Below are 23,881 nucleotides of genomic sequence, written 5' to 3'. Positions count from 1 at the left end.
AATCCTCAGGCGCGATTCTGGCACGATTTGATCATATCCAGCTGTGGCTGATACTGCTGCGTCTGGATGTTGAACAGGCCGAGCACCGTGTGGAACAGATTATCCTGCGACACCGCTGTCTCTGCCGCCTGCTGGCGCAGACAGGCCTGATCAATGTGATATGCCGCGGCGTAGCCCGGCGACATCCACAGCAGCAGCGGGATGTGTGTCTGCTGCGACGGCGCAAACAGGTACGGCGCACCATGCAGGTACATGCCGTGTTCGCCCAGCGATTCGCCATGGTCGGACAGGTACACCAGCGCCACGTTAAAGCGATCGCTCAGGCCTTTCAGCTTATCGATGGTGCGACTCAGCATATCGTCGGTATACAGCAGCGAGTTATCGTAGGTGTTGACCAGCGCCTGGTGATCGCAATCCTGTATCTGATTGCTGTCGCAGGTGGGCGTAAAGCGCTGGAACGCGGCCGGATAGCGCTTAAAGTAAGCCGGACCGTGGCTGCCCATCTGGTGCAGTACGATGATGCCGTCATTGTGCAGGCTGTCGACATAGTTATCAAAACGATGCAGCAGGACGTCATCGAGGCAGAAGCCATCGTGGCAGTACTGCGGCAGCTGCCACTGCGTCATATCGGTATGCGGCACGCGGTCACAGGCACCCTTGCAGCCGCCGTCGTTTTCGCGCCACAGCACGCTGACTCCGGCATGGGCCAGCACATCCAGTACGCCTTCCTGATGATGGGCGAGGTTCGCGTCATAATGCTCGCGTGGCATATTCGAGAACATGCACGGCACCGAAATGGCGGTTTCCGTGCCGCAAGAGCTGGCGTTGGGATAATAAATCACCTGCTGCTTTTCCAGCTGTGGGTTGGTGTCGCGCGCATAGCCGCCGAGGGAGAAGTTCTCCGCGCGCGCAGTTTCGCCCACCACCAGCACCACCAGCGTCTTCTTCGGCCCGGCGGTGATTAGCGGTCCTTTCTTCGCATCTTCGCCAATCTTCACCAGCGCCTGGCTGCCCTGCAGATAGCGCTGATCGACATAATGGCCGGTGCCGCTGACAATATTGGCTGGGGTGATCATCTTCACCAGGCCTTTGTTATTGCGGATCAGCGAAGCGTAGTCTTTGTAGAACAGCACAGCCATCAGCAGAATCACCAGTACGGCACCGAGCGCACTGGCGAGGCGCTGCAGCAGGTTCCACCACCAGCGCTGGCGATTGCTGATACGGACGCTGCACACCAGCGCCACCGGAAGAATGCCCATCAGCAGCATCCAGATGACATAGTTGCGGCTCATCAGCGCGCCGGTTTCCTGCGCATTCGACTCAAACACGTTTTCAATCATGTTGGTGTCGATGACCGTACCAAAGCTGTGCATAAAGTAGTTGGCGGCGGCGCTGGCGAGAATCAGCACAATCAGCAGCGGTTTGCGTATCCACGGCCAGGCCAGTAGCGAGAAGAGCAGATAAAACGCCGCGACCAGCACCACCGGCATGCTGGCAGCGAACAGGTAATCATGCACGCGGGTGTAGGGAATAATTTCCCACGCGCGCAGTAAAAAAAGGGCATTGAGGACAAAGGCAAAGAATAACGCGGCCAGTAAATTAAAACTGTTATCGTGACACTGTAACTTAGAGATCAGTTTCATGGAGACTCATCGGAATAACGGAATATGACAATCGTATGAATTGAAGATGAGGAAAACCTTAACCGCGTCTCCTTACCTGATTGATTCCCTGACTATTGCCACGGTGTCGGAAGCTGGCGTGGTTGTCGCCGTGTACAGTACCAGTAATAACGGTTTATGCCTTGCACTATGTCACTAAGCTGTTATCAATAAGAGTGGATAGGTTCATTGCGGAGGTGATGTGGCTGAGCAATTAGAGTTTTTTCCGGTTCCGAGCCCCTGTCGCGGTATCTGCCAGAGCGATGCGCGCGGCTATTGCCGTGGCTGTCTGCGCAGCCGGGAGGAGCGCTTCAACTGGATGAAATTCAGCGATGCGCAAAAACGCGAGGTGCTGCGCCTGTGTCGCCAGCGCCTGTTGCGCCTGCAGCGTCAGCAAAAAGTGGATGAAAATCCTGATCCACAGCAACCGGAGCTGTTTTAAGAAAACGCGCCGTGCGCATTTGGTTATACTCGCGCTTTTGCTATTGCGCAGAAGGGAGTTTAACCATGTTACAACCGCACGCTATTGCCCCACAGGGACCCGCTTTTTCGCCGCTGATCGCCGGTTACTGGCGGCTGATGGAGTGGGGCATGACGCCACAGCAGCTGGTGCAGTTCATTGAGCATCATCTGGCATTGGGCATCACCACCGTTGACCACGCCGACATCTATGGCGACTATCGCTGTGAAGCCGCGTTCGGCGAAGCGCTGCGCCTGGCACCGCAGCTGCGTCAGCAACTGCAAATCGTCACCAAGTGCGGCATTGCTACCCGCGCGAAACCGGAACATAAAATCGGTCACTACATCACCGAAGCCAGTCACATCCTGCACAGTGCGGAAAATTCGCTGCGCCACTTTGCCACCGATTATCTCGATCTGCTGTTGATTCACCGTCCGGATCCGTTAATGGATGCGGATGAAATCGCCGACGCCTTCCTGCAGCTGCACCAGAGTGGCAAGGTGCGTTATTTTGGCGTGTCCAACTTTACCGCTGCGCAGTTCACGCTGCTGCAATCCCGTCTGCCGTTTAGCCTGGTCACCAATCAGCTGGAAATCTCACCGCTGGAGCAGTCGGCGCTGCTCGACGGCACGCTCGACCAGTGCCAGCAGACGCGTATGCGCCCGATGGCGTGGTCGTGCCTCGGTGGCGGCCGCCTGTTTAACGATCCGCACTACCAGCCGCTGCGCGATGAGCTGGAACAGGTGCGTCAGGAGATCGGTGCCAGCAATATCGAGCAGGTGGTGTATGCCTGGGTAATGAAACTGCCCAGTCGTCCGCTGCCGATTATCGGTTCCGGTAAAACCGCGCGCGTCAGCGACGCGGTGAAAGCCTGTGAACTGACGCTGGATCGCCAGCAGTGGTTCCGTATTCGCAAGGCGGCGCTCGGCTACGATGTGCCCTGAAGCGTAAATCTGCGTCAAACTACGGCAGCCTGGGCAAAAGCGGTCCAGGCTTAGAGGGAATCTGAACCGTAAGGAGACGTTATGAAAAAAACCATTATGGCCGTGCTGACGCTGGTGTGTGCTGCCGGTGCACACGCGGCGTCAGAAGACGTGACGCTGCATCAGGTGACGGCGCAGGGTATCGGTGAGTCGATCGGTAAGGTGACCATCAGCGAAACCCCGTATGGTCTGCAGTTCGCGCCGGCGCTGAGCGGGCTGAAACCTGGCATTCATGGCTTCCACGTCCACGCCAAAGGCAGCTGTGAGCCCGGCGAATCCGCCGGCAAAACCGTGGCGGCAGGCGCGGCGGGCGGTCACCTCGATCCGCACAACAGCGGCAAGCACCTCGGTCCCTACGCTGACGGTCACCTCGGCGATTTGCCCGCGCTGTATGTCACCGACGACGGCAAAGCCAGCTATCCCGTGGTGGCGCCCCGTCTGAAATCGCTGAGCGAGATCAAAGGCAAAGCATTGATGGTGCATGTCGGCGGCGATAACCATGCAGACCATCCGCAACCGCTTGGCGGTGGCGGGGCACGTCTGGCCTGCGGCGTGATCTGACCACCGGGCGGCGACGGGCCTGACCCGCCGCCGCCGCGCAGAAAAATTCTGACCCATTTTCCTGCTACTCAGCGGCAACATTCCATCCTATGATGTTGATTCAGGAACGGAACCGCTCAGGGGCAGGCATGAAAACGCGTGGGATTTTGCTGTTGTGTTTAGCGCTGGTGGGCTGCGATCGCCCGAATGATACCCAGCTGCGACTGGAGGCCAGCCGTCAGCTGCAGCGAGATATAGATACCAATCCGCTGCGCGCCAGTTGTGAAAATATTGCCCGCGGCCGCGAATGGCTGACGCAGCATACCCTGCAGCGGCTGCAAGCCAAAGGCTGTCAGAACGTCCTGCGCAGCGCTACCGAAACCAATTTCACCCATACCGAAATCCGCCGTCACAGCATCACCGTGGTGTGCGGCGGCATTCAGGGCACCAGTTTTACCGGCAGCACGCTGGCGCGGCGCTTTATCTACTCGTCGGACGAGAAAGCGCTGGTGATAGAACCGATGTCCGAGCAGGATAAAACCCGCTTTGAAGGGCAGAAGACCCTGCAGCAGCTGCACGATGACTTTGATCGGCAGTTTACCCAGTACTGTGAATGATCAATCCGGCACCGCCTGACGCAGCTGCGCCAGCGAACAGCGCAGGCGCCACAAAATACCCGCCAGGGTATTCGCGTCGCTCTCCGGCTGCCCCTGAAGCTGATCAATGGCATGCTGCAGCGTATCCAGCGCGGTCTGCAGCGAGTCGTGACGCACACCGCGCAAACTCATAATGCGCTGCAAATCCTGCAGACTGCTGTCGCGCAGCTGCGCCAGCGCCGGTGAGCGGGGTTGCCAGGCGCGCAGCTGCCAGACAATGTGCGAACAGTTCAGCAGCACCACGCCCCAGCGCAGCAGCCACAGGCGCGCCTGCTCATCACGGCTGTGGCTCAGCTGGCTGATGTGATGATAAATCTGCGATTCAAACCGGCTTTCACTCAGGCGCGGCTGGCGACGTAGCTGATCGAGAAAAGCGTGGCGCAGCGCCCGGATATGGCGTCGGCTGCGGCGCGCATCAGAACCCGGCTGTAACACCTGAAACGCCAGCCACGCCAGCAGGACGCCACACACTTTTGCCAGGTTATCGTTAAGGAAGCTCTGGAAATCCCAGTCTGGCGGATTACTTACCGCGATAAACGATCCCATAAACACGATAAACTGGCCCCAGAGCGCGGCGCGTTGCTTCTGTTGCAGCTTAAACAGTTGCAGCGTCAGCAGCAGCGGGAACAGCAGCAGCAAAAACTCCCACAGCGCGCTGATTTGCACCATCAGACCAAACTGCAGCACAAAGCTGAACAGCGACAGCCACAGCAGCGTTTTCAGCAGCAGCGACACGCTGCTGCCGGGCGAAGGCGATGACGAGTAGAGCACGCAGGCAATAGCGGTAAGCGTCAGTGCGGCGGCGCCAGCGTCCCACTGGGTCCCGATCCAGAACGCGCAGCCCAGCATGATCACGCTAAACGTGCGCAGCGCACTCCAGCCAGCTTCGGCACTGTCGCTGGCACGTGCCAGTGCCGGCGCGTACGGCGGCTGGAAACGGGTGTCAGCGTCGGCGCGCTCAATCAGGCGAATCCAGCGCTCCACATTCAGCCACACCCAGCAGAAGTAGCGCAGCCGCTGGACAAAAGCACGCTGGCGGAAATCACCGTGCACGTCCGGTGTGATGCTGCGCAGAATCTGCGCCAGCCGGTATTTATCACACTGCGGCTGCGCCAGTTCGTGCAGCAGCTGTTGCATTGCGCTGTACAGCGCCGGTGGCGCGTCGGGCCAGTTAAGCAGCATGCGCCGCAGGCTGGAGAGCACGCTGGTCAGGCGCAGCTGCTGATGCAGCACGTAGTTAAGCACGTTATTTTGCCGGCGGAAGCGATAGTGGCTCCAGAAGGCCTGAATGCGCAGCAGATTCATGGTGAGGATCTGGCTGATCACCATTTCGTGGGCGGTGCGCACATTTTCCGTGCTGCTCTGCTGCAACAGCAGCACCGCGTGGTCGAGCAGGCGGGTGTGCATCTGGCGCAGCGATAGCATCAGTGCGCTGCCGTCCGAGGTGCTGGGCAGGATCATCATCATCAGCCCGGCGCAGAGAATCCCGACGATCACTTCGCACACGCGCGCCTGGGTGATGTCCCACAGCTGGCTGACGTCGCTAACGTTGACGCTGCTGAAGGCGATAATCGCGGCGGTGTAACCGGCCAGTGAAAAGGCGTAGGCCACATTGTTTTGAAAATGGCTGGCGACCCAGGTGCAGAGCGCCAGCCAGCCGGCCATGAAAAAGGCAAACAGCCACGGTTCGTTGAGCGTATGGCCGGCGATCAGCAGCGCGGCGCTGGCACCGAGCAGGCTGCCGACGATGCGGCCCAGGCTTTTGCTGATGGCGCCGCCAACGGTGGGAAAACTCACCACCGCGGCGGACGTCATGGCCCAGTAAGGCTGATCCAGCTGCAGCGCATACGCCAGGGTGAGCGCCAGACACATCGCGATTGCATTACGTAACGCATAGCGCCACTCGCCGCCGGTTGCCTTTATCCACGGCAGATTGTGCCAGGCCAGCCACTGCAGATTCATGCCGGCCTCAGTGCGCGACAGAGATGGTGCAGGTGGTACCGGCCACCAGCGGCACATTTTCCGGTACCGCGTTTAGCCGGATACGCACCGGGACGCGCTGCGCCAGCCTGACCCACGGCACGTTGGGTTTGATATCGGGCACCAGACCGCCGTCGCTGGCGATGCTTTGATCGTAAATGGCACGCCCGATGCTCTCCACCTGGCCCTGCAGTCGTGCGCCGTTGCTATACAGCACGATTTGCGCCGCCGCGCCGGGCTGGATGTGGCGCAGTTTGGTCTCTTCGAAATAGCCCATCACATAGTAAGAGTGGCTGTCGACCAGCGCGAACAGTGGCGTACCGGCGGTCGCGTAATTGCCGGCACGCAGCGTCAGGTTACTGACCCAGCCGTCGGTCGGCGCCGTCACCGTGGTTTGCTGCAGGTTCCAGCGCGCCTGATCGAGCATCGCCTGTGCGGCTTTTGCTGTGGCGGCGGCCGCATTCGCGTTGAGGCGCGCCGCGTCCATATCTTCAGCGGAGATCACGTTACGCGGCAGGCTGGCACGGCGATCCGCCTCATGCTGCGCTTTGGCGAGGTCGGCCTGCGCCTTCGCCAGCTGGGCCTGCGCATTGGCCAGCGCAATCTGCCACGGCACCGGATCCAGCGTCAGCAGCACCTCGCCTTTATGCACGAACTGATTGTCGCGCACGGCCAGCGTGCTGATACGGCCGGAAACCTCGGGCGTCACGTCCACCAGTTCAGCGCGCACTTTGCCATCGCGCGTCCATGGGGCCTGCATGTAGTAGTTCCACATCCACCAGCCTGCGAGCAGCGCCAGGGTAAACACCACAAGGGTAGAAAAGTACTTAAAGGGGTTGAATTTCATGGTGATTTATCCGAGGCTCAGTATCCACAGTGCGCCGCTCACGCACAGAACAAACAGTGAGAGATCCATTAAGGTGGGGTGCCAGACATCGCCGGAGTAGATCCAGCCGCGCAGCAGCGGATGAATCAGCAGCCAGAAAAAGAAGCCCAGCAGCACCGCTTTGAACAGCGGCGGGAAGAACAGTGAGGCACCGAATACCAGATCGGTCAGCGGCGCTGTCGCGGTGAGCGCGAAGATTGACACGTGGCATCATCCTTTTTACCCGGGCACGGTTAAATCAAGTGTAGACAGCGGGCGTGCCGTCTGGCCCGGGATTTGTAATTTGTCCTGTAAACTCGCAGAATAGTGTAAAATCTGGCTTGATAGCTAGCAAGCTAATTATAAGGAGATGAAATGGATACGCCGCTTGGAACAGATCTGTCTCGCCTGGTGCGCATCTGGCGCGCGTTGATCGACCAGCGTCTGAAGCCGCTTGAGTTGACACAAACCCACTGGGTGACGTTGCACAATATTCATCAACTCCCGCCAGAGCAGTCGCAGATTCAGCTGGCGAAAGCCATCGGTATTGAGCAGCCGTCGCTGGTGCGTACGCTGGATCAACTGGAAGAGAAGGGGCTCATCACCCGCGCCACCTGCGCTAACGATCGCCGCGCCAAGCGCATCAAGCTGACCCGCCAAGCTGAGCCGATCATTGAGCAGGTCGAAAACGTGATAGACGCGACGCGTGACGACATCCTCTCCGGCATCAGCCTCGAAGAGATCAATCAGATGGTGACGCTGATTGCCCGGCTGGAAAAAAACATTCTCGAGTTGCAGAACCGCGAGAAATAAAAAAACCGACGCACTGGCGTCGGTTTTTTTTATCTGTGCGCTTAGCGCGGAGAGACGGTGACCTGGCTGCCGTTGGAGGCCATCACCACGCGCTGGCCGACTGAGTAACGGCTGGCGGACTGCTTCTGCACCACCATAATGGTATTGCCGTCATCCTTACGGATCTCCAGCTCTACGCCGTCAGATTTGTTGAGCGCACCCTGCACGCCCTGACCGGCTACGCCGCCCAGTACCGCACCGCCGGCTGTTGCCAGACTGCGCCCCGCGCCGCCCCCGATGGTGTTTCCGAGGAAACCACCCAGCACCGCACCGCCAATGGCACCGATCACATTACTGTCATCGCCGCCCTGAATTTTTACCGGACGCACGGAGACCAGCGTACCGTATGAGACGCTTTGAACCTGTTTGGCTTCGCTGGCGCTGTAAACATCGCCGGAAAGGGTATCGTTATTAACACAGCCAGCCAGCGTGATACCCGCCAGGGCTACGGCTACGAAACGCTTAATCATGAGAAAGCTCCTTAATGCAAAAAAACGCCATATTCTCGTCCTGTACTGCAACAGTATAAGTCAGAAAATGGTCAATTGACGCGATGTCCGAACAATATGCGGCTGGGCCGAAGCATAGACCACCGCCCATCAACAAAAATTCAATTGCCGGATGAAAATAGTTTGCTGCCGGAATGCGTGTCGCAGCGCAGTTGAAAAGCGGAAATTTATCATAGAATTAGCCCCGGTAATTTGCCAGGCTAAACACAGATGCATTGCAGGCCCGCAAACGGGTAAGGAAGCGCTATGAAATCAGGACGCTATATCGGCGTGATGTCCGGCACCAGCCTGGACGGCGTAGACGTCGTGCTGGCCGCGATCGACCAGCATATGGTGGCGCAACAGGCCAGCTACTGCCATCCCATCCCGCTGGCGCTGCGTCAGCAGGTGCTGGCGATTTGTCAGGGACAGACGCTGACGCTGTCGCAGCTCGGTCAGCTTGACACCCGGCTCGGCCAGCTGTTTGCTGAAGCCGTGCTGACGCTGATGCAGCAGCAGGCGCTGGAGGCCAGCGATATCATGGCGATTGGCTGCCACGGCCAGACGGTGTGGCACGAGCCGCAGTCGGCGGCACCAAATACGCTGCAAATTGGCGACAATAACCAGATCGCTGCCGCGACCGGCGTCACGGTGGTGGGCGATTTTCGCCGCCGCGACATGGCGCTGGGCGGCCAGGGCGCACCGCTGGTACCGGCTTTTCACCAGGCGCTGCTGATGGACAGCGTTGAACGGCGCATGGTGCTGAATATTGGCGGCATCGCCAATCTGTCGCTGCTGATCCCCGGTCAGCCGGTGCGCGGCTTTGATACCGGACCGGGCAATATGCTGATGGATGCGTGGATCTGGCGCCACAAAGGCCTGCCGTTTGATAAAGATGCCGGCTGGGCGCGCAGTGGCCAGGTCGTGCCCGCGCTGCTGGAGCAGATGCTCGGCGATCCGTGGTTTGCGCTGCCGCCACCCAAAAGCACCGGTCGGGAATACTTCAACCTGGGCTGGGTGGAACAGCAGCTGCAGCGCTTCCCGGCACTGGCCCCGCAGGATGTGCAGGCAACGCTGTGCGAGCTGACCGCGCTGACCATCGCCCATCAGGTACAGCTCAACGATGGCTGCGATCGTCTGCTGGTGTGCGGCGGCGGCAGTCGCAATCCGCTGCTGATGGCGCGGCTGGCCGCGCATCTGTCTGGCACTGAGGTGGGCACCACCGATCAGGCCGGTATCAGCGGTGATGATATGGAGGCGCTGGCCTTTGCCTGGCTGGCGTTCCGCACCCTGTCCGGGCTGCCGGGCAATCTGCCGGCGGTAACCGGCGCGCGCGAACTGAGCGTGCTGGGTGCCATCTATCCCGCCAATCCCCACGCAATACGTTAAGGAGCAAACATGAAGAAGATGATCGTGCTGGCCGGCACCCTGACCTTACTCAGCGGCTGTGGTATCTGGCATAAACCCGCACCCGCGCCAGAGACGTTACATTACCAGTGTGGCACGCTGCCGCTGACGGTCACTCTGGACAACGCGAAGCAGCAGGTAAGCTTTATTCTGGACGGCAAACCGCTCACGCTGACCCAGACGGTGTCTGCCTCCGGCGCGCGTTACAGCGATGGGACCTACGTTTTCTGGTCAAAAGGCAATGGCGCCTTTGTTGAACGCAACGATAAAATCGTGATTAATGATTGTGAACTGCAGAACGCGGATGCCTCCGCACAGTAAGAGAGAACCGGGATACCAGCATGAGCGACAGTGACAGCTTGCAACACATTGCCCACCTGCGTCGGGAGTACACGCGCGGCGGGCTGCGGCGCAAAGATTTGCCAGATACGCCTCTGGCGCTGTTTGAGCAGTGGCTGCAGCAGGCGTGCGCCGCGCAGCTACCCGATCCCACCGCCATGACGGTGGCGACGGTGGACAGCAGCGGCCAGCCCTATCAGCGCATCGTCCTGCTTAAACACTACGATGAGCAGGGCATGGTGTTTTACACCAACCTCGGCAGCCGTAAAGCGCTGCAGCTGGCGGACAATCCGCGCATTTCCCTGCATTTCCCCTGGCACTTCCTTGAGCGTCAGGTAATGGTGCTGGGCGAAGTGGAGAAACTGTCGCCGCTGGAAGTGCTGAAGTACTTCCACAGCCGTCCGCGAGACAGCCAGATTGGCGCCTGGGTATCGAAACAGTCGAGCCGGATTTCCGCGCGCGGCGTGCTCGAAGGCAAATTCCTTGAGCTGAAGCAGAAGTTTCAGCAGGGGGAAGTGCCGCTGCCGAGTTTCTGGGGCGGATTCCGCGTCAGATTCCACACCATGGAGTTCTGGCAGGGCGGCGAACATCGCCTGCATGACCGCTTCCTTTATCAGCGTGATGGCAGCGGCTGGACAATCGACCGTTTAGCACCGTAAAACTGCGTTTTATCCCCTTTCAGCGCTGGCGCACGGCTCGTCAGCGCTTTATGCTATAGCCCTCATTTTTTTCGTATCCGCACGTCAGCGGACAGCTGTGTACCAGCATAGGTGCAGTCTGATCAATTTGGAGTCAGTGATGACCAGCAGTAACCTGATACAACAATTGCAAGAGAGAGGCTTAGTAGCCCAGGTAACGGACGAGGAAGCGTTAGCAGAGCGGCTGGCGCAAGGGCCAATTGCACTCTATTGCGGCTTTGATCCCACCGCTGATAGCTTGCACTTGGGCCATCTGGTGCCGCTGCTGTGCCTGAAACGTTTCCAGGATGCCGGCCACAAGCCGGTGGCCCTGGTCGGCGGTGCCACCGGCCTGATCGGCGATCCCAGCTTTAAAGCGGCCGAACGTAAACTCAATACCACGGAAACCGTCAACGAGTGGGTAGAGAAGATCCGCAAACAGGTTGCGCCTTTCCTCGATTTTGACTGCGGCGACAACAGCGCCATCGCGGCCAACAACTATGACTGGTTTGGCGGCATGAACGTGCTGACCTTCCTGCGCGATATCGGTAAGCACTTCTCGGTCAACCAGATGATCAACCGTGAAGCGGTGAAGATGCGCCTGAACCGTGAAGATCAGGGCATCTCCTACACCGAGTTTTCCTACAACCTGCTGCAGGGTTACGACTTTGCCGAACTGAACAAGCGCTACGACGTGGTGCTGCAGATTGGCGGCTCCGACCAGTGGGGTAACATCACCTCCGGTATCGATCTGACGCGTCGTCTGCATCAGCAGCAGGCGTGGGGACTGACGGTGCCACTGATCACCAAGTCGGACGGCACCAAATTTGGTAAAACCGAAGGTGGCGCGGTATGGCTGGATGCGAAGAAAACCAGTCCGTACAAGTTCTACCAGTTCTGGATTAACACCGCCGACGCCGACGTCTATCGTTTCCTGAAGTTCTTCACCTTCATGAGCATTGAAGAGATCAATGCACTGGAAGAAGAAGACAAAACCAGTGGCAAAGCGCCGCGCGCGCAGTATGTGCTGGCAGAGCAGGTGACGCGTCTGGTGCACGGCGAAAGCGGTCTGAGCGCGGCGAAGCGCATCACCGACAGTCTGTTCTCCGGCAGTCTGAGCGACATGACCGAAGCGGACTTTGAGCAGCTGGCACAGGATGGCATGCCGACCATTAGCCTGAATGCAGACGACGATCTGCAACAGGCGCTGGTGGCGGCGGAACTGGTGCCGTCACGCGGCCAGGCGCGCACCATGATTGGCTCCAACGCGGTGTCTGTCAACGGTGAGAAACAGTCTGATGCCGAGTATCGTTTCAGCGACAGCGACAAACTGTTTGGTCGTTACACGCTGCTGCGTCGCGGCAAAAAACACTACTGCCTGATTAGCTGGCAGTAAGGTGCAAGGGCCGGTCTCCGGCCCTTTTTTATGGCAAGCAGTACAGGGCAATAATGAAAAATATCCTCGCAATCCAGTCTCACGTGGTTTATGGCCACGCCGGTAACAGCGCGGCCGAATTCCCGATGCGACGCATGGGCGCTAACGTCTGGCCGTTAAACACCGTGCAGTTTTCCAATCACACCCAGTATGGTCACTGGACCGGCACCGTGATGCCCGCCACCCATCTGACCGATATCGTCAGCGGGATCGCCGCCATCGATCGTCTGAAAACCTGCGATGCGGTGCTGAGCGGCTATCTCGGCTCGGCGGAGCAGGGCGAACAGATCCTGGAAATCGTGCGTATGGTGAAGGCGGCGAATCCCGACGCCTGGTATTTCTGTGACCCGGTGATGGGCCATCCGGAAAAAGGCTGCATCGTCGCGCCCGGCGTAGCGGAGTTTCATTGCAAGCAGGCGATGCCGGCCAGCGATCTTATCGCGCCGAACCTGCTGGAGCTGGAGATGCTCAGTGACCAGACGGTCGCTAACGTGGAGCAGGCGGTGGTTGCCGCTCGCGCATTGATTGCGCAGGGGCCGCGCGTGGTGCTGGTGAAACATCTGGCGCGCGCCGGACGCCGTAGCGATCGCTTTGAAATGCTGCTGGTCACCGCCGATCAGTGCTGGCACATCAGCCGTCCGCTGGTGGATTTTGGTGTGCGTCAGCCGGTGGGGGTTGGCGATCTGACCAGTGGCCTGCTGCTGGTTGACCTGCTGCACGGCAAATCGCTGCAGGGTGCGCTGGAACATGTCACGGCGGCAGTATATGAAGTGATGCTGAAAACCCACGAAATGGGCGAGTATGAACTGCAACTGGTGGCGGCGCAGGATGCGATTGCGCAACCCACGCAGCACTTTGCGGCAGAACAGCTGTAATCGCTGCTAATTAACAGGCCGGCCAGCACGCCGGCCTGTGGCGTCAGACCAGACCTTCAGCCTTCAGTGCGGCCTGAACCGCCGGCCGCGCGGCCACCCGCGCAAACCATGCCTCCAGCGCGCTCAAACCTTCCAGATTCAGTTTGATGGCTTTTGCCCAGCGTGTAACCACAAACAGATAGACATCGGCGACGGTAAAGCGTAACCCCATCAGCCACTGTTTATCCTGCAGCGCGTCGTTAACGCGCTGAAATTTCTGCTCCAGCTGTGCACGCACTATGGCTTTGTACTCTTCCGGCGTATCCGGACGGAACAGCGGGGAAAAGGTTTTGTGCAATTCGCTGCTGATGTAGCTCAGCCACTCCAGCGTGTGATAGCGCGTCAGGCTGCCGGTCGGTGCCAGCAGATTGCGATCCGGCTTGAGATCCGCCAGATACTGCACAATCGCCACGCCTTCCGTCAGTATGCTGCCGTCATCAAACTGCAGCGCGGGAACCTGTCCTTTGGGGTTTATCTGCCAGTAATCTTCTCCGCGCTCGGTGACTTTCTTCTGCAGATCGACATTGACCTGCGTAAAATCCAGCCCGCATTCGCGCGCAACGATATGCGGCGAGAGCGAACAGGCACCGGGCTTACAATAGAGTTTCATCATGGCCTCTCCTGATGAGTTGTTGTGATGACAGCAGCATAAAACTGCCAGAAATTTTTACCAGTGACAGCGATCAGGAATTGCGGGTGGGCGCGGGAAATTCAGCGGCCGCCTGCAGTCGCGGCGGCAGTGCCGTGAGCGCGAAATCCCAGAAACAGCGTACTTTGGGCGCCATATTTTTCACCCGCTGCGCCACCAGATGCACCGGCAGCGGTGCCGGCTCCCACTCGCTCAGCAGGCGGATCAGCGTGCCTGCCTGCAGTTCATCTATCACCTGATAAGACAACAGACGGCCAATGCCCTGGCCACTGCGCAATGCATCCAGCTGGCTGGCGATATCATTGACGCGCAGGCGTGGGGTGATGCGCACACGCAGGTCGTGCGCGAAGCGCCACTCACGGGTATGGCGTACGCCTGCCACCAGCGCATGCATGCTGAGCTCAGCCGGATGGGCCGGGATTCCGGCGTGGCGAAGGTAGTCCGGGCTGGCGACCAGCATCGAGCGTACGCTACCGACGTTGCGCGCCACCATCGACGAATCCTGCAACTCGCCAATGCGCACCGCAATATCCAGCCCGTTTTCAATCAGGTCCTGATAGCTGTCGCTGAGAATCAGTTCGATTTGCATTTCCGGATGCTGTTGCAGAAAGGCATTGACCAGCGGCATCACGTGGCGACGGCCACACATCACCGGGGCGGTAATGCGCAGCAGGCCGTGCAGTCCGCTGTGGTGGGCGCTGTCGAGCGCGCTCTGGTAATCGTTAAGCAAGCGCTGCGCCTGCTCAAACAGCTGCCAGCCGCTCTCGGTGGGAGCCAGCTGGCGCGTGGTGCGTTCAATCAGGGTGGTGCCGAAACGTGCTTCCAGCGCATTCAGCGTGCGGGTTATAACCGGCGGCGAACGCTGCAATACGCGCGCCGCGCCAGCAAGGCTGCCCTGCTGAATCACCGCAACAAACACCTGCAGCTCGTCAAATCTGTCCATGAGCCATTCCCGATCTTAGCCGTGCAAGGCGAGCATAAAAAGCGTGTTGCTTAAACTACAGCGGAAAGCGGGGGATGTGAAGGGGGATAAAAAAAGCCGGGCTTAGCCCGGCTCAGAAACGATTACTGGTTAGCGCTGGCGCGCTTCAGTTCTGCCTGCGCATCATCCTGCGTCATGCGGTTGAGCAGCGGGGCGGTAATCAGCATCAGCATGGCGATTACGCCAGTGGCGATACCAATCTGCTGGAACACCTGGCTATACACGGCCAGTGAGGCGTGTGGATCGGTGACGTTTTCCGGCACCGCCATCAGGTTCGCTACCTTACCGGCAATCATCGCGGCGCCAGCGGTGGTGAGGAACCAGGAGCCCATAATGAAGCCCATCAGACGTTGCGGCACCAGCTGCGCCACCATCGCCAGTCCGAGACCGGAGATCATCAGCTCACCGATACTCTGCAGCGCGTAGCTCAGGATCAGCCAGTTCACCGAAACGATACCTGCCTGGTTCGCGAATTTCGCGCCAAACGGCAGCACCAGAAACGCTGCAGAGCACAGCACCATGCCAATGGCAAACTTGTGCGGCATCGGCAGCTTATCGCCAAGCTTGTTATAGACTGCCGCCAGGATCGGGCTGGCCACCATGATCCAGAATGGATTGAGCGCCTGGAACTGTTCCGGCTCAAAGGTGATACCGAGAATCGCGTGCTCGACGTTACGGATGGCGAAGAAGTTCAGCGAGGTTGGCATCTGCATGTACAGCACGAAGAACACAATGGCTTCGACCATCAGCAGGAATGCAACGATCATTTTGCGGCGTGCCGCACCGTGCAGCGCAAAGGCTTCTTTGGCAAACACCAGCACGATACCGATCGCGATCACGCCCAGCGTCATGCGGGCAATGCTCTGATGATGCAGCAGCCAGGTGGCCAGTGCGATCAGCGCAACCACGCCGACAAGGGTCATCAGCAGCTTACCGACCTGCAGCGGCGCAAAGTCTGGTTTGGAGCCGTAATTCTTCACCAGGCGCTGGCAGAACAGGAAGTTCAGCAGGGTGATCACCAGGCCCACCACCGACAGCGAAAACGCCGCGCCCCAGCCATATTTGGCCGCCAGCCACGGAGTCAGCATCATCGAGAACAGCGAACCGATGTTGATCGACATGTAGAACATGGTGAAGGCACCGTCGATGCGCGGATCGTCTTTCTCGTAGCAGGTCGACAGCAGTGAAGAAGGGTTAGCCTTGAACAGCCCGCTACCCACGGCGATGGTCGCCATGCCGACATACACCATGGTGGTGTCATGACCGGAGAAGGCAATCATCGCATAGCCCAGCGCCAGCACAATGACGCCGAGAATAATCACGCGTTTGGTGCCGAGCACTTTGTCGCCCAGCCAGCCGCCAATGGCAACCAGGCCGTAAACCAGTGCGCTGAACGAAGTGAACAGGGTGATGGAGTCCGCTTCGGACATCCCCAGCTGTTTCACCAGATAGACCGCCATGATGGCTTGCAGACCGTAGTAGCCAAAACGCTCCCACAGTTCGATGGAGAAGATCAAATAGAACGCTTTCGGCTGACGGAAGGCGTTAAGGCTTACCGCCTCATCAGTGTGTTTGTTTGCAGTTGACACGTATACCTCAGTTTATACATCGCCTGTTTTACAACAGGAATTAAGTCTGCGTCGGGCTGGGTAATCCCGCGCAACATTGTTATTAGAAAGGAAAAACGGCGCCTAATTTGGCTGAATCAGGCCAACAGGGCAAGCATTTTCTGCACACTGAAATACTTGTTACAGGCAGGGTTATAACCAGGATAATAACTTGTAAATCAGTGTTAAATATCACTGCGTGACATTATAGCAGGATAATTGTTCTTGTTGCAGATCGGTTGATGGATTTTCCTGAGATAAACTGCTTTTCCTGCTCCGGGCAGGACATTATATTACCCAGCCCATTCAGCTGGATGAATCCCCTGATTTTTGCCGAAGAAGTAAGCGCAATTGTCTGATTGTTGAGCACAATAAGCGGCTGACAGTTCGCCGCAGGCTAATTTGTTGATCCTGCGCACAAAATTATCAATTAATTAGAAATGTAAAAAAAGAAAACGATTGCTGCTCTCCCGTTTGCCGACAATTTCACCACTTAATCGCGGCTTTCATTGTATAAGCTCTGCAACGCCCCCGGCGGCAGTGACCTGTTGCGCCAGGCAGGGGAAAGATGGATAGCCGATCGCCAGCCCTTAGACAGCCTGAAGAAATTGCTGTAACCTCGTTTTTTCCCTGCAAGGAACTCATCATGAAGCAGTCCGTTCGTGTCGCTCTCGTGGGCGATTACCGTGCCAGTGCTGTCGCGCACCAGGCTATTCCTCCCGCTGTTCAGCTTGCCGCAACCTCTCTCTCAATTAACGTAACCGCCGACTGGATCGCGACGCCGGAAATCGATCTGCCGCGTCTGCACGACTATGATGCCGTCTGGGTGGTGCCTGGCAGTCCCTTCCTGAATGATGCCGGCGTGTTCGACGTCATTCGCTGGGCGCGCGAAAGCGGTAAACCCTTTTTAGGCTCGTGCGCCGGCTTTCAATATGCGGTGGTGGAATACGCGCGCAACGTGCTGGGCTGGGAGGATGCTGGCCATGCCGAGACCGATCCTGACGCGCGCTGGGTGATTGCGCCACTGGCCTGCTCGCTGGTCGAGCAGCGCGGTGAGGTCACGTTTGAGCCGGGTTCGCGTATTGCTCTGGCCTACGGCGCGCTGCAGAGTAACGAAGGCTATCACTGCAACTTTGGCGTTAACGCTGAGTTCAGCGAGGCGCTGGCCACGCGCAATCTGCGTATTACCTCATGGGATCTGGAGGGGGATGTGCGCGGGGTAGAGCTGACCGATCATCCGTTCTTTGTCGCCACGCTGTTCCAGTCTGAACGCGCCGCGTTACAAAACCGGCTGTCGCCGCTGGTCGTGGCGTGGCTGCAGGCGGCGCGATAACGGTTAATAAGCAATCTACGGCGCGCAGGGTCGCGCCGTTATTGATCAGTCGGTCTTTTCCGTGAACTCACACAAATCTTCAATCAGGCAGGAGCCGCAGCGCGGTTTACGCGCCACGCAGGTGTAGCGACCGTGCAGAATCAGCCAGTGATGGCAGTCGACCTTAAAGTCGGCCGGCACCACCTTGAGCAGCTTCTGTTCTACTTCCTCAACGTTTTTACCCGGCGCAAAGCGGGTGCGATTGCTGACGCGGAAAATGTGGGTATCCACGGCAATGGTGGGCCAGCCAAAAGCGGTATTGAGCACCACGTTGGCGGTTTTACGCCCGACGCCGGGCAGGGCTTCCAGTGCCGCGCGGTCTTCCGGCACCACACCGCCGTGCTGCTCCAGCAGAATGCGGCAGGTTTTGATGACGTTTTCCGCTTTGCTGTTAAACAGGCCAATGGTCTTGATGTACTCTTTAACGCCTTCCACGCCGAGCGCCAGCATTGCCGCTGGCGTATTGGCCACCGGATAGAGTCGGGCGGTGGCTTTGTTGACGCTGACATCGGTTGCCTGTGCCGATAACAGCACAGCGATCAGCAGCTCAAACGGTGAGCTGAAATTCAGTTCGGTGGTCGGATGGGGATTGGCGTCACGCAGCCGCGTGAGGATCTGCAGGCGTTTATCCTTATTCACACAGCCTTCCCGGTTTCGCCCTGCGGCGTGGCAGCAGCAGCGTCCAGCTGACGTGCGGCGCGCTGCTTCATTTTCTGATCGATCAGGTATTTGCCGGCCAGCAGCATACCGAGGCCGATAAACGCACCCGGCGGCAGCATCGCCAGCAGCATCGGTGAATCAAAATGCACCACTTCAATACGCAGCGCTTTAGCCCACGGCCCCAGCAGCTGGTCAGCGCCATTGAACAGCGTGCCGTTACCGATCAGTTCACGAATCGAACCCAGTGTCACCATCGCGCAGGTTGCGCCCATGCCGATGGCAAAGCCATCCAGCGCGGAAAGGGGAATGCTGCTTTTCGATGCCACCGCTTCCGCACGTCCCACCACAATGCAGTTGGTAACGATCAGCGGGATAAAGATGCCCAGCGACTGATACAGGCCATAGGCATAGGCGTTGATCAGCATCTGCACGCAGCTCACCACCGAGGCGATGATCATCACGTAGATCGGAATACGAATTTCACCCGGCACCCAGCGGCGCGAAGCGGAAATCGCACTGTTGGTGATGGTCAGTACCAGCGTGGTTGCCAGTCCAAGGCCCAGCGCGTTAGTGGCGGTTGAGGTCACCGCCAGCAGCGGACAGAGCCCCAGTAGCTGCACCAGCGCCGAGTTGTTCTTCCACAGTCCGCCAATCAGTAAATTTTTCGCTTCACTCATGGTGCATCTCCACATTCAGGCAGCGAAGCGAGCTTCGCTGGCAGCGTTTCAATCAGCAGCGCCGTGCGTTTGGTGGCGTTGACCACCGCGCGCGGCGTGATGGTCGCGCCGGTGAACTGGTCAAATTCGCCACCGTCTTTTTTCACGGCAAAGGCTTTATCGTCGGCACCGTGCACCACTTTGCCGTTAAAACTGTTGATCCAGTCGGAAATTCGCAGCTCGATTTTATCACCCAGACCCGGCGTCTCATGATGTTCAATTACGCGTACGCCCAGCACTTTGCCGTGAAAATCGGCGCCGACCAGCATCTGTATCGCGCCAGAATAGCCGTCAGGGGCGGTGGTCTCAAGTGCGGCGGCCACCGGTTGATCTCCTTTGCGCGCCACATACAGATGATGCGGTTTGTCGTTGCCGAGCGCGCGGGCATCGGTCACCAGCAGACACTCCTGCTGAATATTGTTGTCGTACAAATCGGTGGGCACCACCTGGTCGAGCAGGTTTTTCTGCTGCAGCGCAGTCTGGTGATCGACCGTCGGTTTGGTGACGTAGTTGACCACCGCCGTCACGCCGGTGGTGATCACGGCAAACATGCCCAGCGTGAAGGCGTTTTTACGAATGGTTTCGATCATCATCAATCCCTGCGATGTCCATACACGCGCGGCTGCGTGTAGTAGTCAATCAGCGGCACGCAGATGTTAGCGAGCAGCACCGCAAAGGCGACGCCATCCGGATAGCCACCGAAGCTGCGAATCAGCCACACCAGCAGGCCAATCAGCGCACCGTAAATCAGCCGGCCACGGTTGGTGGTGGACGCGGTGACCGGATCGGTGGCAATAAAGAAGGCACCGAGCATGGTCGCCCCGGAGAACAGATGCACCAGCGGCGAGTTCAGCGACTGCGGCGCGAACAGCCAGCCGAGCGTGGCGCACAGCGCCAGCGACAGCAGGAAGCTGAACGGGATATGCCAGCGAATGGCGTTCTTCGCCAGCAGCAGCATGCCGCCGAGCAGATAGCCGAGATTGACCCACTGCCAGCCGAGGCCGGCCAGTACGCCGCCGTAAATCGGCTGGGCCAGCAGCTGTTCGGCGCTGTGTCCGGCGCGCAGGCCGGTTTTAAAGGTATCCAGCGGCGTGGCCTGGCTCACGCCATCCACACCCAGCTGCAACTGCTGCATGGTGTCACCGGCCAGCGTGTGGCCGGTAAAAATCATACTGAGTGAGTCCATCAGGCCAGGTTTGATCGCCTGCAGGACATCCGGCGGCAGCCAGCTGGTCATCTGCACCGGGAAGGAGATCAGCAGTACCACATAACCGACCATGGCCGGATTGAACGGGTTCTGGCCGAGGCCGCCGTACAGTTGCTTGGCAATAACCACGGCAAATACGGTACCGAGCACCACCAGCCACCACGGTGCCAGCGGCGGCAGGCTGATGCCCAGCAGCAGCGCCGTCAGCAGGGCAGAGTTATCCGCCAGCGTCGGCACTACCGGCGCGTGACGCAGGCGCAGAATCGCGCCTTCGGTGAACCATGCGGTAGCGACCGCCAGCAGCACCTGAATCAGGAAGCCGATGCCGAAGAAATACCACTGTGCCGCCATGCCGGGCAGCGCGGCCAGCACCACCAGCAGCATGATGTTGCCGGTGCTGCGGCGGTTATGGGTATAAGGCGAACTTGCAATACGAAAAGCCATTTAGTCCTCAGTCGTCGAAGGCTGCTGCTGCGCTTTACGCGCTTTGGCACGGGCGACCGCTGCGGCAATCGCCGCTTTGCGTGGGTCGGCGGAGTCAGGAGAGGCAGCAGCCTCCACTTCAGGGGATGCGGCGGGCGCGTCGGCTGTCTGCTGCGCTGCGGCCGCGGCTTTCTTCGCTTTGGCACGGGCGATAGCGGCTTCGACTGCGGCTTTGCGCGGATCGACCTCAGCTGCGGGTGTTTCCGCTGCTGGCTCAGCGTCGGCCGACGTCTGCGCGGCCGCGGCTTTCTTCGCTTTGGCACGGGCGATAGCAGCTTCGACTGCGGCTTTGCGCGGATCGACCTCAGCCGCTGGCGTTTCCGCTGCCGGCTCAGCGTCGGCCGGCGTCTGCGCGGCCGCAGCTTTCTTCGCTTTGGCGCGCGCAATAGCAGCTTCAACCGCCGCTTTGCGCGGATCGACCTCAGCCGCTGGCATTTCCGCTGCCGGCTCTGCGTTCGTCGACACCTGCGCGGCCGCGGCTTTCTTCGCTTTGGCACGCGCAATAGCCGCTTCAACCGCCGCTTTGCGCGGATCAACCTCAGCTGCTGGCGTTTCCGTTACCGGTTCAGCGTCGGCCGGCGTCTGCGCCGCCGCAGCTTTCTTCGCTTTGGCGCGCGCAATAGCGGCTTCAACCGCCGCTTTGCGCGGATCGCTTTCTGCGGTCGTGGTGTCAGCGGCTGGCTGTGCCGGCGCGGCCACTTTTTTCGCTTTAGCACGCGCAATGGCGGCTTCCACGGCGGCCTTGCGCGGGTCAATGGCCTGGCGGCTTAGCGGTTCGGTTTCAGCCTGCTTCTCAGCCTGCTGCGCCAGCGCCTGCGCATGGCGCGCTTCGCGTTCGGCGGCTTCCTGTTCCGGCGTCTTCGCCTGACGCGCTTTCACGCGCCCGGTTGCCGCTTCCAGCTCGGCTTTATCGCTGCGCGCAACCCGCTGTTTGGCCTGCTCGTGGCGCGCTTCCCGCGCCAGTTTTTCCCGCTCAAGGCGTGCCTGACGCGCTTCAAAGCGTGCTTTGGCTTCGGCGGTGCGTTTGGCCTCCAGATCGATGGCGCGCAGTTCGGCTTTTTCCTGACGGTAATACTGCACCAGCGGAATATTGCTGGGACAGACATACGCACAGGCACCGCACTCAATGCAGTCATCAATGTGATGGGCGCGCGCTTTGTCATGATCGCCACCCTGGCTGTACCAGTACAGCTGCTGCGGCAGCAGTTTTGCCGGGCAGGCGTCAGCGCAGGCGCTGCAGCGGATGCAGGACTGTTCTTCCTGCGGTTGCCCCATCTCGCTGGCCGACGGTGCCAGAATACAGTTGGTGATCTTCACCACCGGCACGTTGAGGGACGGCAGGGTAAAGCCCATCAGCGGCCCGCCCATGATCACCATCTGGCGCGCACCCGGCGTGAAACCGACCTGTTGCAACAGATGGCTTACCGGGGTACCGAGACGGCCCCAGACATTACGCGGTCGGGCAATGGCCTCGCCGGTCAGCGTCACCACGCGCTCCGTAATCGGTTCGCCATCGACAATGGCGCGCTTCACTGCCCAGGCGGTGCCGACGTTCTGCATCAGCACGCCAATGTCGGTGGAGCGTCCGCCGTGCGGCACTTCCCGCCCGGTGAGAATTTTGGTCAGCTGTTTGGCGCCACCGGAAGGGTACTTGGTTGGGATCACCCGCAGCTGCAGCTCGCGGTCACCGGCCAGCGCCTGTTTCAGCGCGGCAATCGCCTCCGGCTTATTATCTTCAATGCCAATCAGCACGCGTTCCGCCTGCAGCACCCAGGCGAGGATGCGGCAGCCTTCCAGCACTTCCGCCGCACAATCCTGCATCAGGCGATCGTCCGCCGTGATGTAAGGTTCGCACTCGGCGGCGTTGATGATCAGCGTGTTGACGCCGCGCAGTCCGCCGCGCAGTTTGGTGGCGGTCGGGAAGCCCGCGCCGCCGAGGCCTGCAATACCGGCATCGTGGATGCGTTTCACCACCGCGTCCCGACCCAGCGCGCGATAGTCCGGCTGCGGATCGAGTGGCATCCAGCGGTCTTCGCCATCGGCGCGCAGGAAAACGCACAGCTCGGACAGGCCGGAAGGGTGCGCCGTCATGTGTGGCGCGATAGCTTCAATGGTGCCGGAAGTGGGCGCGTGCACCGGCAGCATCCGGCCGCTGCCAAAGGTCAGCGGCTGGCCGCGCAGCACCTTATCGCCCGGCGCCACACAGATTTCGCCTTCGTGGCCGATATGCTGTTTCAACGGAATAATGAACTGTTCAGGCAGCGGGAGCTGGCTGAGCGGCGTGCCGCTGGACTGGGTTTTCATTTCCGGCGGGTGAATGCCGCCTGCGAAATCCCACAGCTTCTCTTTGCGCAGCAGCGATAACAGATTAAGCATGATGTTCTACCGGGATTACCCGTACAGGTATGGTGTCGAGATCCCACTTCCAGTTGGCCGTGGTGGTGGCAACCGGGCGCATCTCAATACAGTCGGTGGGACAGGGCGCGACGCACAGGTCGCAGCCGGTGCAGACATCGCTCAGCACGGTGTGCATGGCGCGCGTCGCACCGACGATGGCGTCAACCGGACAGGCCTGAATACATTTGGTGCAGCCAATGCAGTTGGCTTCGTCAATCCACGCCACGGTGCGAACCGGCGTCAGCACCTCCGCGCCGCCGTCCAGCGGCTGCGGTTCAACGTTGAGCAGTTCGGCCAGCTTCAGCATGGTCTGTTCGCCGCCCGGCGCACATTTGTTAATGGCCTCACCGTTATTGCCTACCGCATCGGCGTACGGACGGCAGCCAGGATAGCCACACTGGCCGCACTGGCTCTGCGGCAGAATCGCATCGATCTGCTCAACAATCGGGTCTTCTTCTACTTCAAAACGGCGCGAGGCGTAGCCCAGCAGGGCACCAAACACCAGCGCCAGCGCCGCCAGTACAGCTATAGCAATCCAAATCGCGGTCATA

At 59.5% G+C, this 23,881-nt stretch carries 25 protein-coding genes; 11 read left to right on the top strand and 14 right to left on the bottom strand.

Going from position 1 to position 23,881, the window contains the following annotated elements; genetic code table 11:
* Window positions 1–5: 5 nt before the first annotated feature.
* The gene (eptA, locus tag OXR61_RS02305; protein ID WP_021506212.1) at window positions 6–1,643 is read right to left on the bottom strand and encodes a phosphoethanolamine transferase EptA; all 1,638 of its coding nucleotides are present in this window, start codon (window positions 1,641–1,643) and stop codon (window positions 6–8) included.
* Window positions 1,644–1,863: 220 nt separating this feature from the next.
* On the opposite strand from eptA, the gene OXR61_RS02300 reads away from it, so the two are divergent.
* The 4 genes from OXR61_RS02300 (at window position 1,864) to OXR61_RS02285 (ending at window position 4,261) form a co-directional block, all read left to right on the top strand.
* Complete coding sequence (locus tag OXR61_RS02300; protein WP_021506211.1) at window positions 1,864–2,103, top strand: DUF1289 domain-containing protein; 240 nt, start codon at window positions 1,864–1,866, stop codon at window positions 2,101–2,103.
* 65 nt (window positions 2,104–2,168) lie between these two features.
* The gene (locus tag OXR61_RS02295) at window positions 2,169–3,065 is read left to right on the top strand and encodes an aldo/keto reductase family oxidoreductase (RefSeq protein WP_021506210.1); all 897 of its coding nucleotides are present in this window, start codon (window positions 2,169–2,171) and stop codon (window positions 3,063–3,065) included.
* Between the two features lie 81 nt (window positions 3,066–3,146).
* Window positions 3,147–3,665, top strand: coding sequence for a superoxide dismutase family protein (gene sodC, locus OXR61_RS02290; RefSeq protein ID WP_021506209.1), 519 nt, complete (start codon window positions 3,147–3,149; stop codon window positions 3,663–3,665).
* 128 nt (window positions 3,666–3,793) lie between these two features.
* Window positions 3,794–4,261, top strand: coding sequence for a hypothetical protein (locus OXR61_RS02285; protein ID WP_021506208.1), 468 nt, complete (start codon window positions 3,794–3,796; stop codon window positions 4,259–4,261).
* Here the strand turns inward: OXR61_RS02285 and OXR61_RS02280 are convergent, their stop codons facing one another.
* The 3 genes from OXR61_RS02280 to OXR61_RS02270 are packed head-to-tail and all read right to left on the bottom strand — an operon-like array spanning window position 4,262 to window position 7,370.
* A complete protein-coding gene (locus OXR61_RS02280; RefSeq protein ID WP_021506207.1) occupies window positions 4,262–6,262 on the bottom strand; it encodes an FUSC family protein in 2,001 nt (666 codons plus the stop codon).
* Window positions 6,263–6,269: 7 nt separating this feature from the next.
* A complete protein-coding gene (locus tag OXR61_RS02275; RefSeq protein ID WP_031279163.1) occupies window positions 6,270–7,127 on the bottom strand; it encodes an HlyD family secretion protein in 858 nt (285 codons plus the stop codon).
* A 6-nt stretch (window positions 7,128–7,133) separates the two neighbouring features.
* A complete protein-coding gene (locus OXR61_RS02270; RefSeq protein WP_021506205.1) occupies window positions 7,134–7,370 on the bottom strand; it encodes a DUF1656 domain-containing protein in 237 nt (78 codons plus the stop codon).
* 150 nt (window positions 7,371–7,520) lie between these two features.
* Between OXR61_RS02270 and slyA the strand changes: the two genes are divergently transcribed.
* Entirely contained in the window at window positions 7,521–7,958 is a 438-nt protein-coding gene (gene slyA, locus OXR61_RS02265) for a transcriptional regulator SlyA (protein WP_010618966.1), read from the top strand.
* Between the two features lie 41 nt (window positions 7,959–7,999).
* On the opposite strand, the gene slyB is transcribed toward slyA, so the two are convergent.
* Complete coding sequence (gene slyB, locus OXR61_RS02260) at window positions 8,000–8,467, bottom strand: outer membrane lipoprotein SlyB (protein WP_021506204.1); 468 nt, start codon at window positions 8,465–8,467, stop codon at window positions 8,000–8,002.
* A 285-nt stretch (window positions 8,468–8,752) separates the two neighbouring features.
* Here slyB and anmK point away from each other — a divergent pair, with 285 nt between their 5' ends.
* The 5 genes from anmK to pdxY all read left to right on the top strand — a co-directional run bounded on the left by anmK (window position 8,753) and on the right by pdxY (window position 13,218).
* Window positions 8,753–9,874: an anhydro-N-acetylmuramic acid kinase gene (gene anmK / locus OXR61_RS02255; RefSeq protein ID WP_021506203.1), complete on the top strand. Its 1,122-nt coding sequence runs from the start codon at window positions 8,753–8,755 to the stop codon at window positions 9,872–9,874.
* Between the two features lie 9 nt (window positions 9,875–9,883).
* Window positions 9,884–10,213, top strand: a complete 330-nt coding sequence (locus OXR61_RS02250; RefSeq protein ID WP_021506202.1) for an MliC family protein — start codon at window positions 9,884–9,886, stop codon at window positions 10,211–10,213.
* A gap of 20 nt (window positions 10,214–10,233) precedes the next feature.
* The gene (gene pdxH / locus OXR61_RS02245) at window positions 10,234–10,890 is read left to right on the top strand and encodes a pyridoxamine 5'-phosphate oxidase (protein WP_021506201.1); all 657 of its coding nucleotides are present in this window, start codon (window positions 10,234–10,236) and stop codon (window positions 10,888–10,890) included.
* A 139-nt stretch (window positions 10,891–11,029) separates the two neighbouring features.
* Window positions 11,030–12,304: a tyrosine--tRNA ligase gene (gene tyrS, locus OXR61_RS02240; RefSeq protein ID WP_058769710.1), complete on the top strand. Its 1,275-nt coding sequence runs from the start codon at window positions 11,030–11,032 to the stop codon at window positions 12,302–12,304.
* A gap of 53 nt (window positions 12,305–12,357) precedes the next feature.
* On the top strand, window positions 12,358–13,218 hold the full coding sequence (gene pdxY / locus OXR61_RS02235; protein ID WP_021506199.1) for a pyridoxal kinase PdxY: 861 nt from the start codon (window positions 12,358–12,360) through the stop codon (window positions 13,216–13,218).
* Between the two features lie 43 nt (window positions 13,219–13,261).
* On the opposite strand, the gene gstA is transcribed toward pdxY, so the two are convergent.
* From gstA to dtpA, 3 genes are all read right to left on the bottom strand, one after another.
* Window positions 13,262–13,867: a glutathione transferase GstA gene (gstA, locus tag OXR61_RS02230; RefSeq protein ID WP_031279159.1), complete on the bottom strand. Its 606-nt coding sequence runs from the start codon at window positions 13,865–13,867 to the stop codon at window positions 13,262–13,264.
* 73 nt (window positions 13,868–13,940) lie between these two features.
* Complete coding sequence (locus OXR61_RS02225; RefSeq protein WP_021506197.1) at window positions 13,941–14,849, bottom strand: LysR family transcriptional regulator; 909 nt, start codon at window positions 14,847–14,849, stop codon at window positions 13,941–13,943.
* A 122-nt stretch (window positions 14,850–14,971) separates the two neighbouring features.
* Entirely contained in the window at window positions 14,972–16,477 is a 1,506-nt protein-coding gene (dtpA, locus tag OXR61_RS02220; RefSeq protein ID WP_021506196.1) for a dipeptide/tripeptide permease DtpA, read from the bottom strand.
* A 664-nt stretch (window positions 16,478–17,141) separates the two neighbouring features.
* Here dtpA and OXR61_RS02215 point away from each other — a divergent pair.
* The gene (locus tag OXR61_RS02215) at window positions 17,142–17,828 is read left to right on the top strand and encodes a CTP synthase (RefSeq protein WP_021506195.1); all 687 of its coding nucleotides are present in this window, start codon (window positions 17,142–17,144) and stop codon (window positions 17,826–17,828) included.
* Between the two features lie 45 nt (window positions 17,829–17,873).
* Here OXR61_RS02215 and nth read toward each other — a convergent pair whose 3' ends face one another.
* Genes nth through rsxB form a run of 6 tightly spaced genes read right to left on the bottom strand, consistent with a single transcriptional unit; the run spans window position 17,874 to window position 23,880 of the window.
* Window positions 17,874–18,506 carry an endonuclease III gene (nth, locus tag OXR61_RS02210; RefSeq protein ID WP_021506194.1) on the bottom strand — a complete coding sequence of 211 codons (633 nt, stop codon included), beginning with the start codon at window positions 18,504–18,506 and terminating at the stop codon, window positions 17,874–17,876.
* Entirely contained in the window at window positions 18,503–19,204 is a 702-nt protein-coding gene (locus tag OXR61_RS02205; RefSeq protein ID WP_021506193.1) for an electron transport complex subunit E, read from the bottom strand. The genes nth and OXR61_RS02205 overlap by 4 nt, the downstream gene beginning before the upstream one ends.
* Window positions 19,201–19,833, bottom strand: a complete 633-nt coding sequence (gene rsxG, locus OXR61_RS02200) for an electron transport complex subunit RsxG (RefSeq protein ID WP_031279157.1) — start codon at window positions 19,831–19,833, stop codon at window positions 19,201–19,203. The genes OXR61_RS02205 and rsxG overlap by 4 nt, the downstream gene beginning before the upstream one ends.
* Window positions 19,834–19,835: 2 nt before the next feature.
* On the bottom strand, window positions 19,836–20,894 hold the full coding sequence (gene rsxD / locus OXR61_RS02195; RefSeq protein ID WP_021506191.1) for an electron transport complex subunit RsxD: 1,059 nt from the start codon (window positions 20,892–20,894) through the stop codon (window positions 19,836–19,838).
* On the bottom strand, window positions 20,895–23,309 hold the full coding sequence (gene rsxC / locus OXR61_RS02190) for an electron transport complex subunit RsxC (protein ID WP_021506190.1): 2,415 nt from the start codon (window positions 23,307–23,309) through the stop codon (window positions 20,895–20,897).
* On the bottom strand, window positions 23,302–23,880 hold the full coding sequence (gene rsxB, locus OXR61_RS02185; RefSeq protein ID WP_021506189.1) for an electron transport complex subunit RsxB: 579 nt from the start codon (window positions 23,878–23,880) through the stop codon (window positions 23,302–23,304). Before rsxB ends, rsxC begins: the two co-directional genes overlap by 8 nt.
* Window position 23,881: the final 1 nt, after the last annotated feature.

The sequence above is a fragment of the Pantoea sp. GM_Pan_4 genome (assembly GCF_026541005.1).
In the GTDB taxonomy this organism is placed as follows: Bacteria; Pseudomonadota; Gammaproteobacteria; order Enterobacterales; family Enterobacteriaceae; genus Pantoea; species Pantoea dispersa.
Note: the sequence above shows the minus strand (reverse complement) of the source record. Positions and strands in the feature narration are given on the sequence as shown.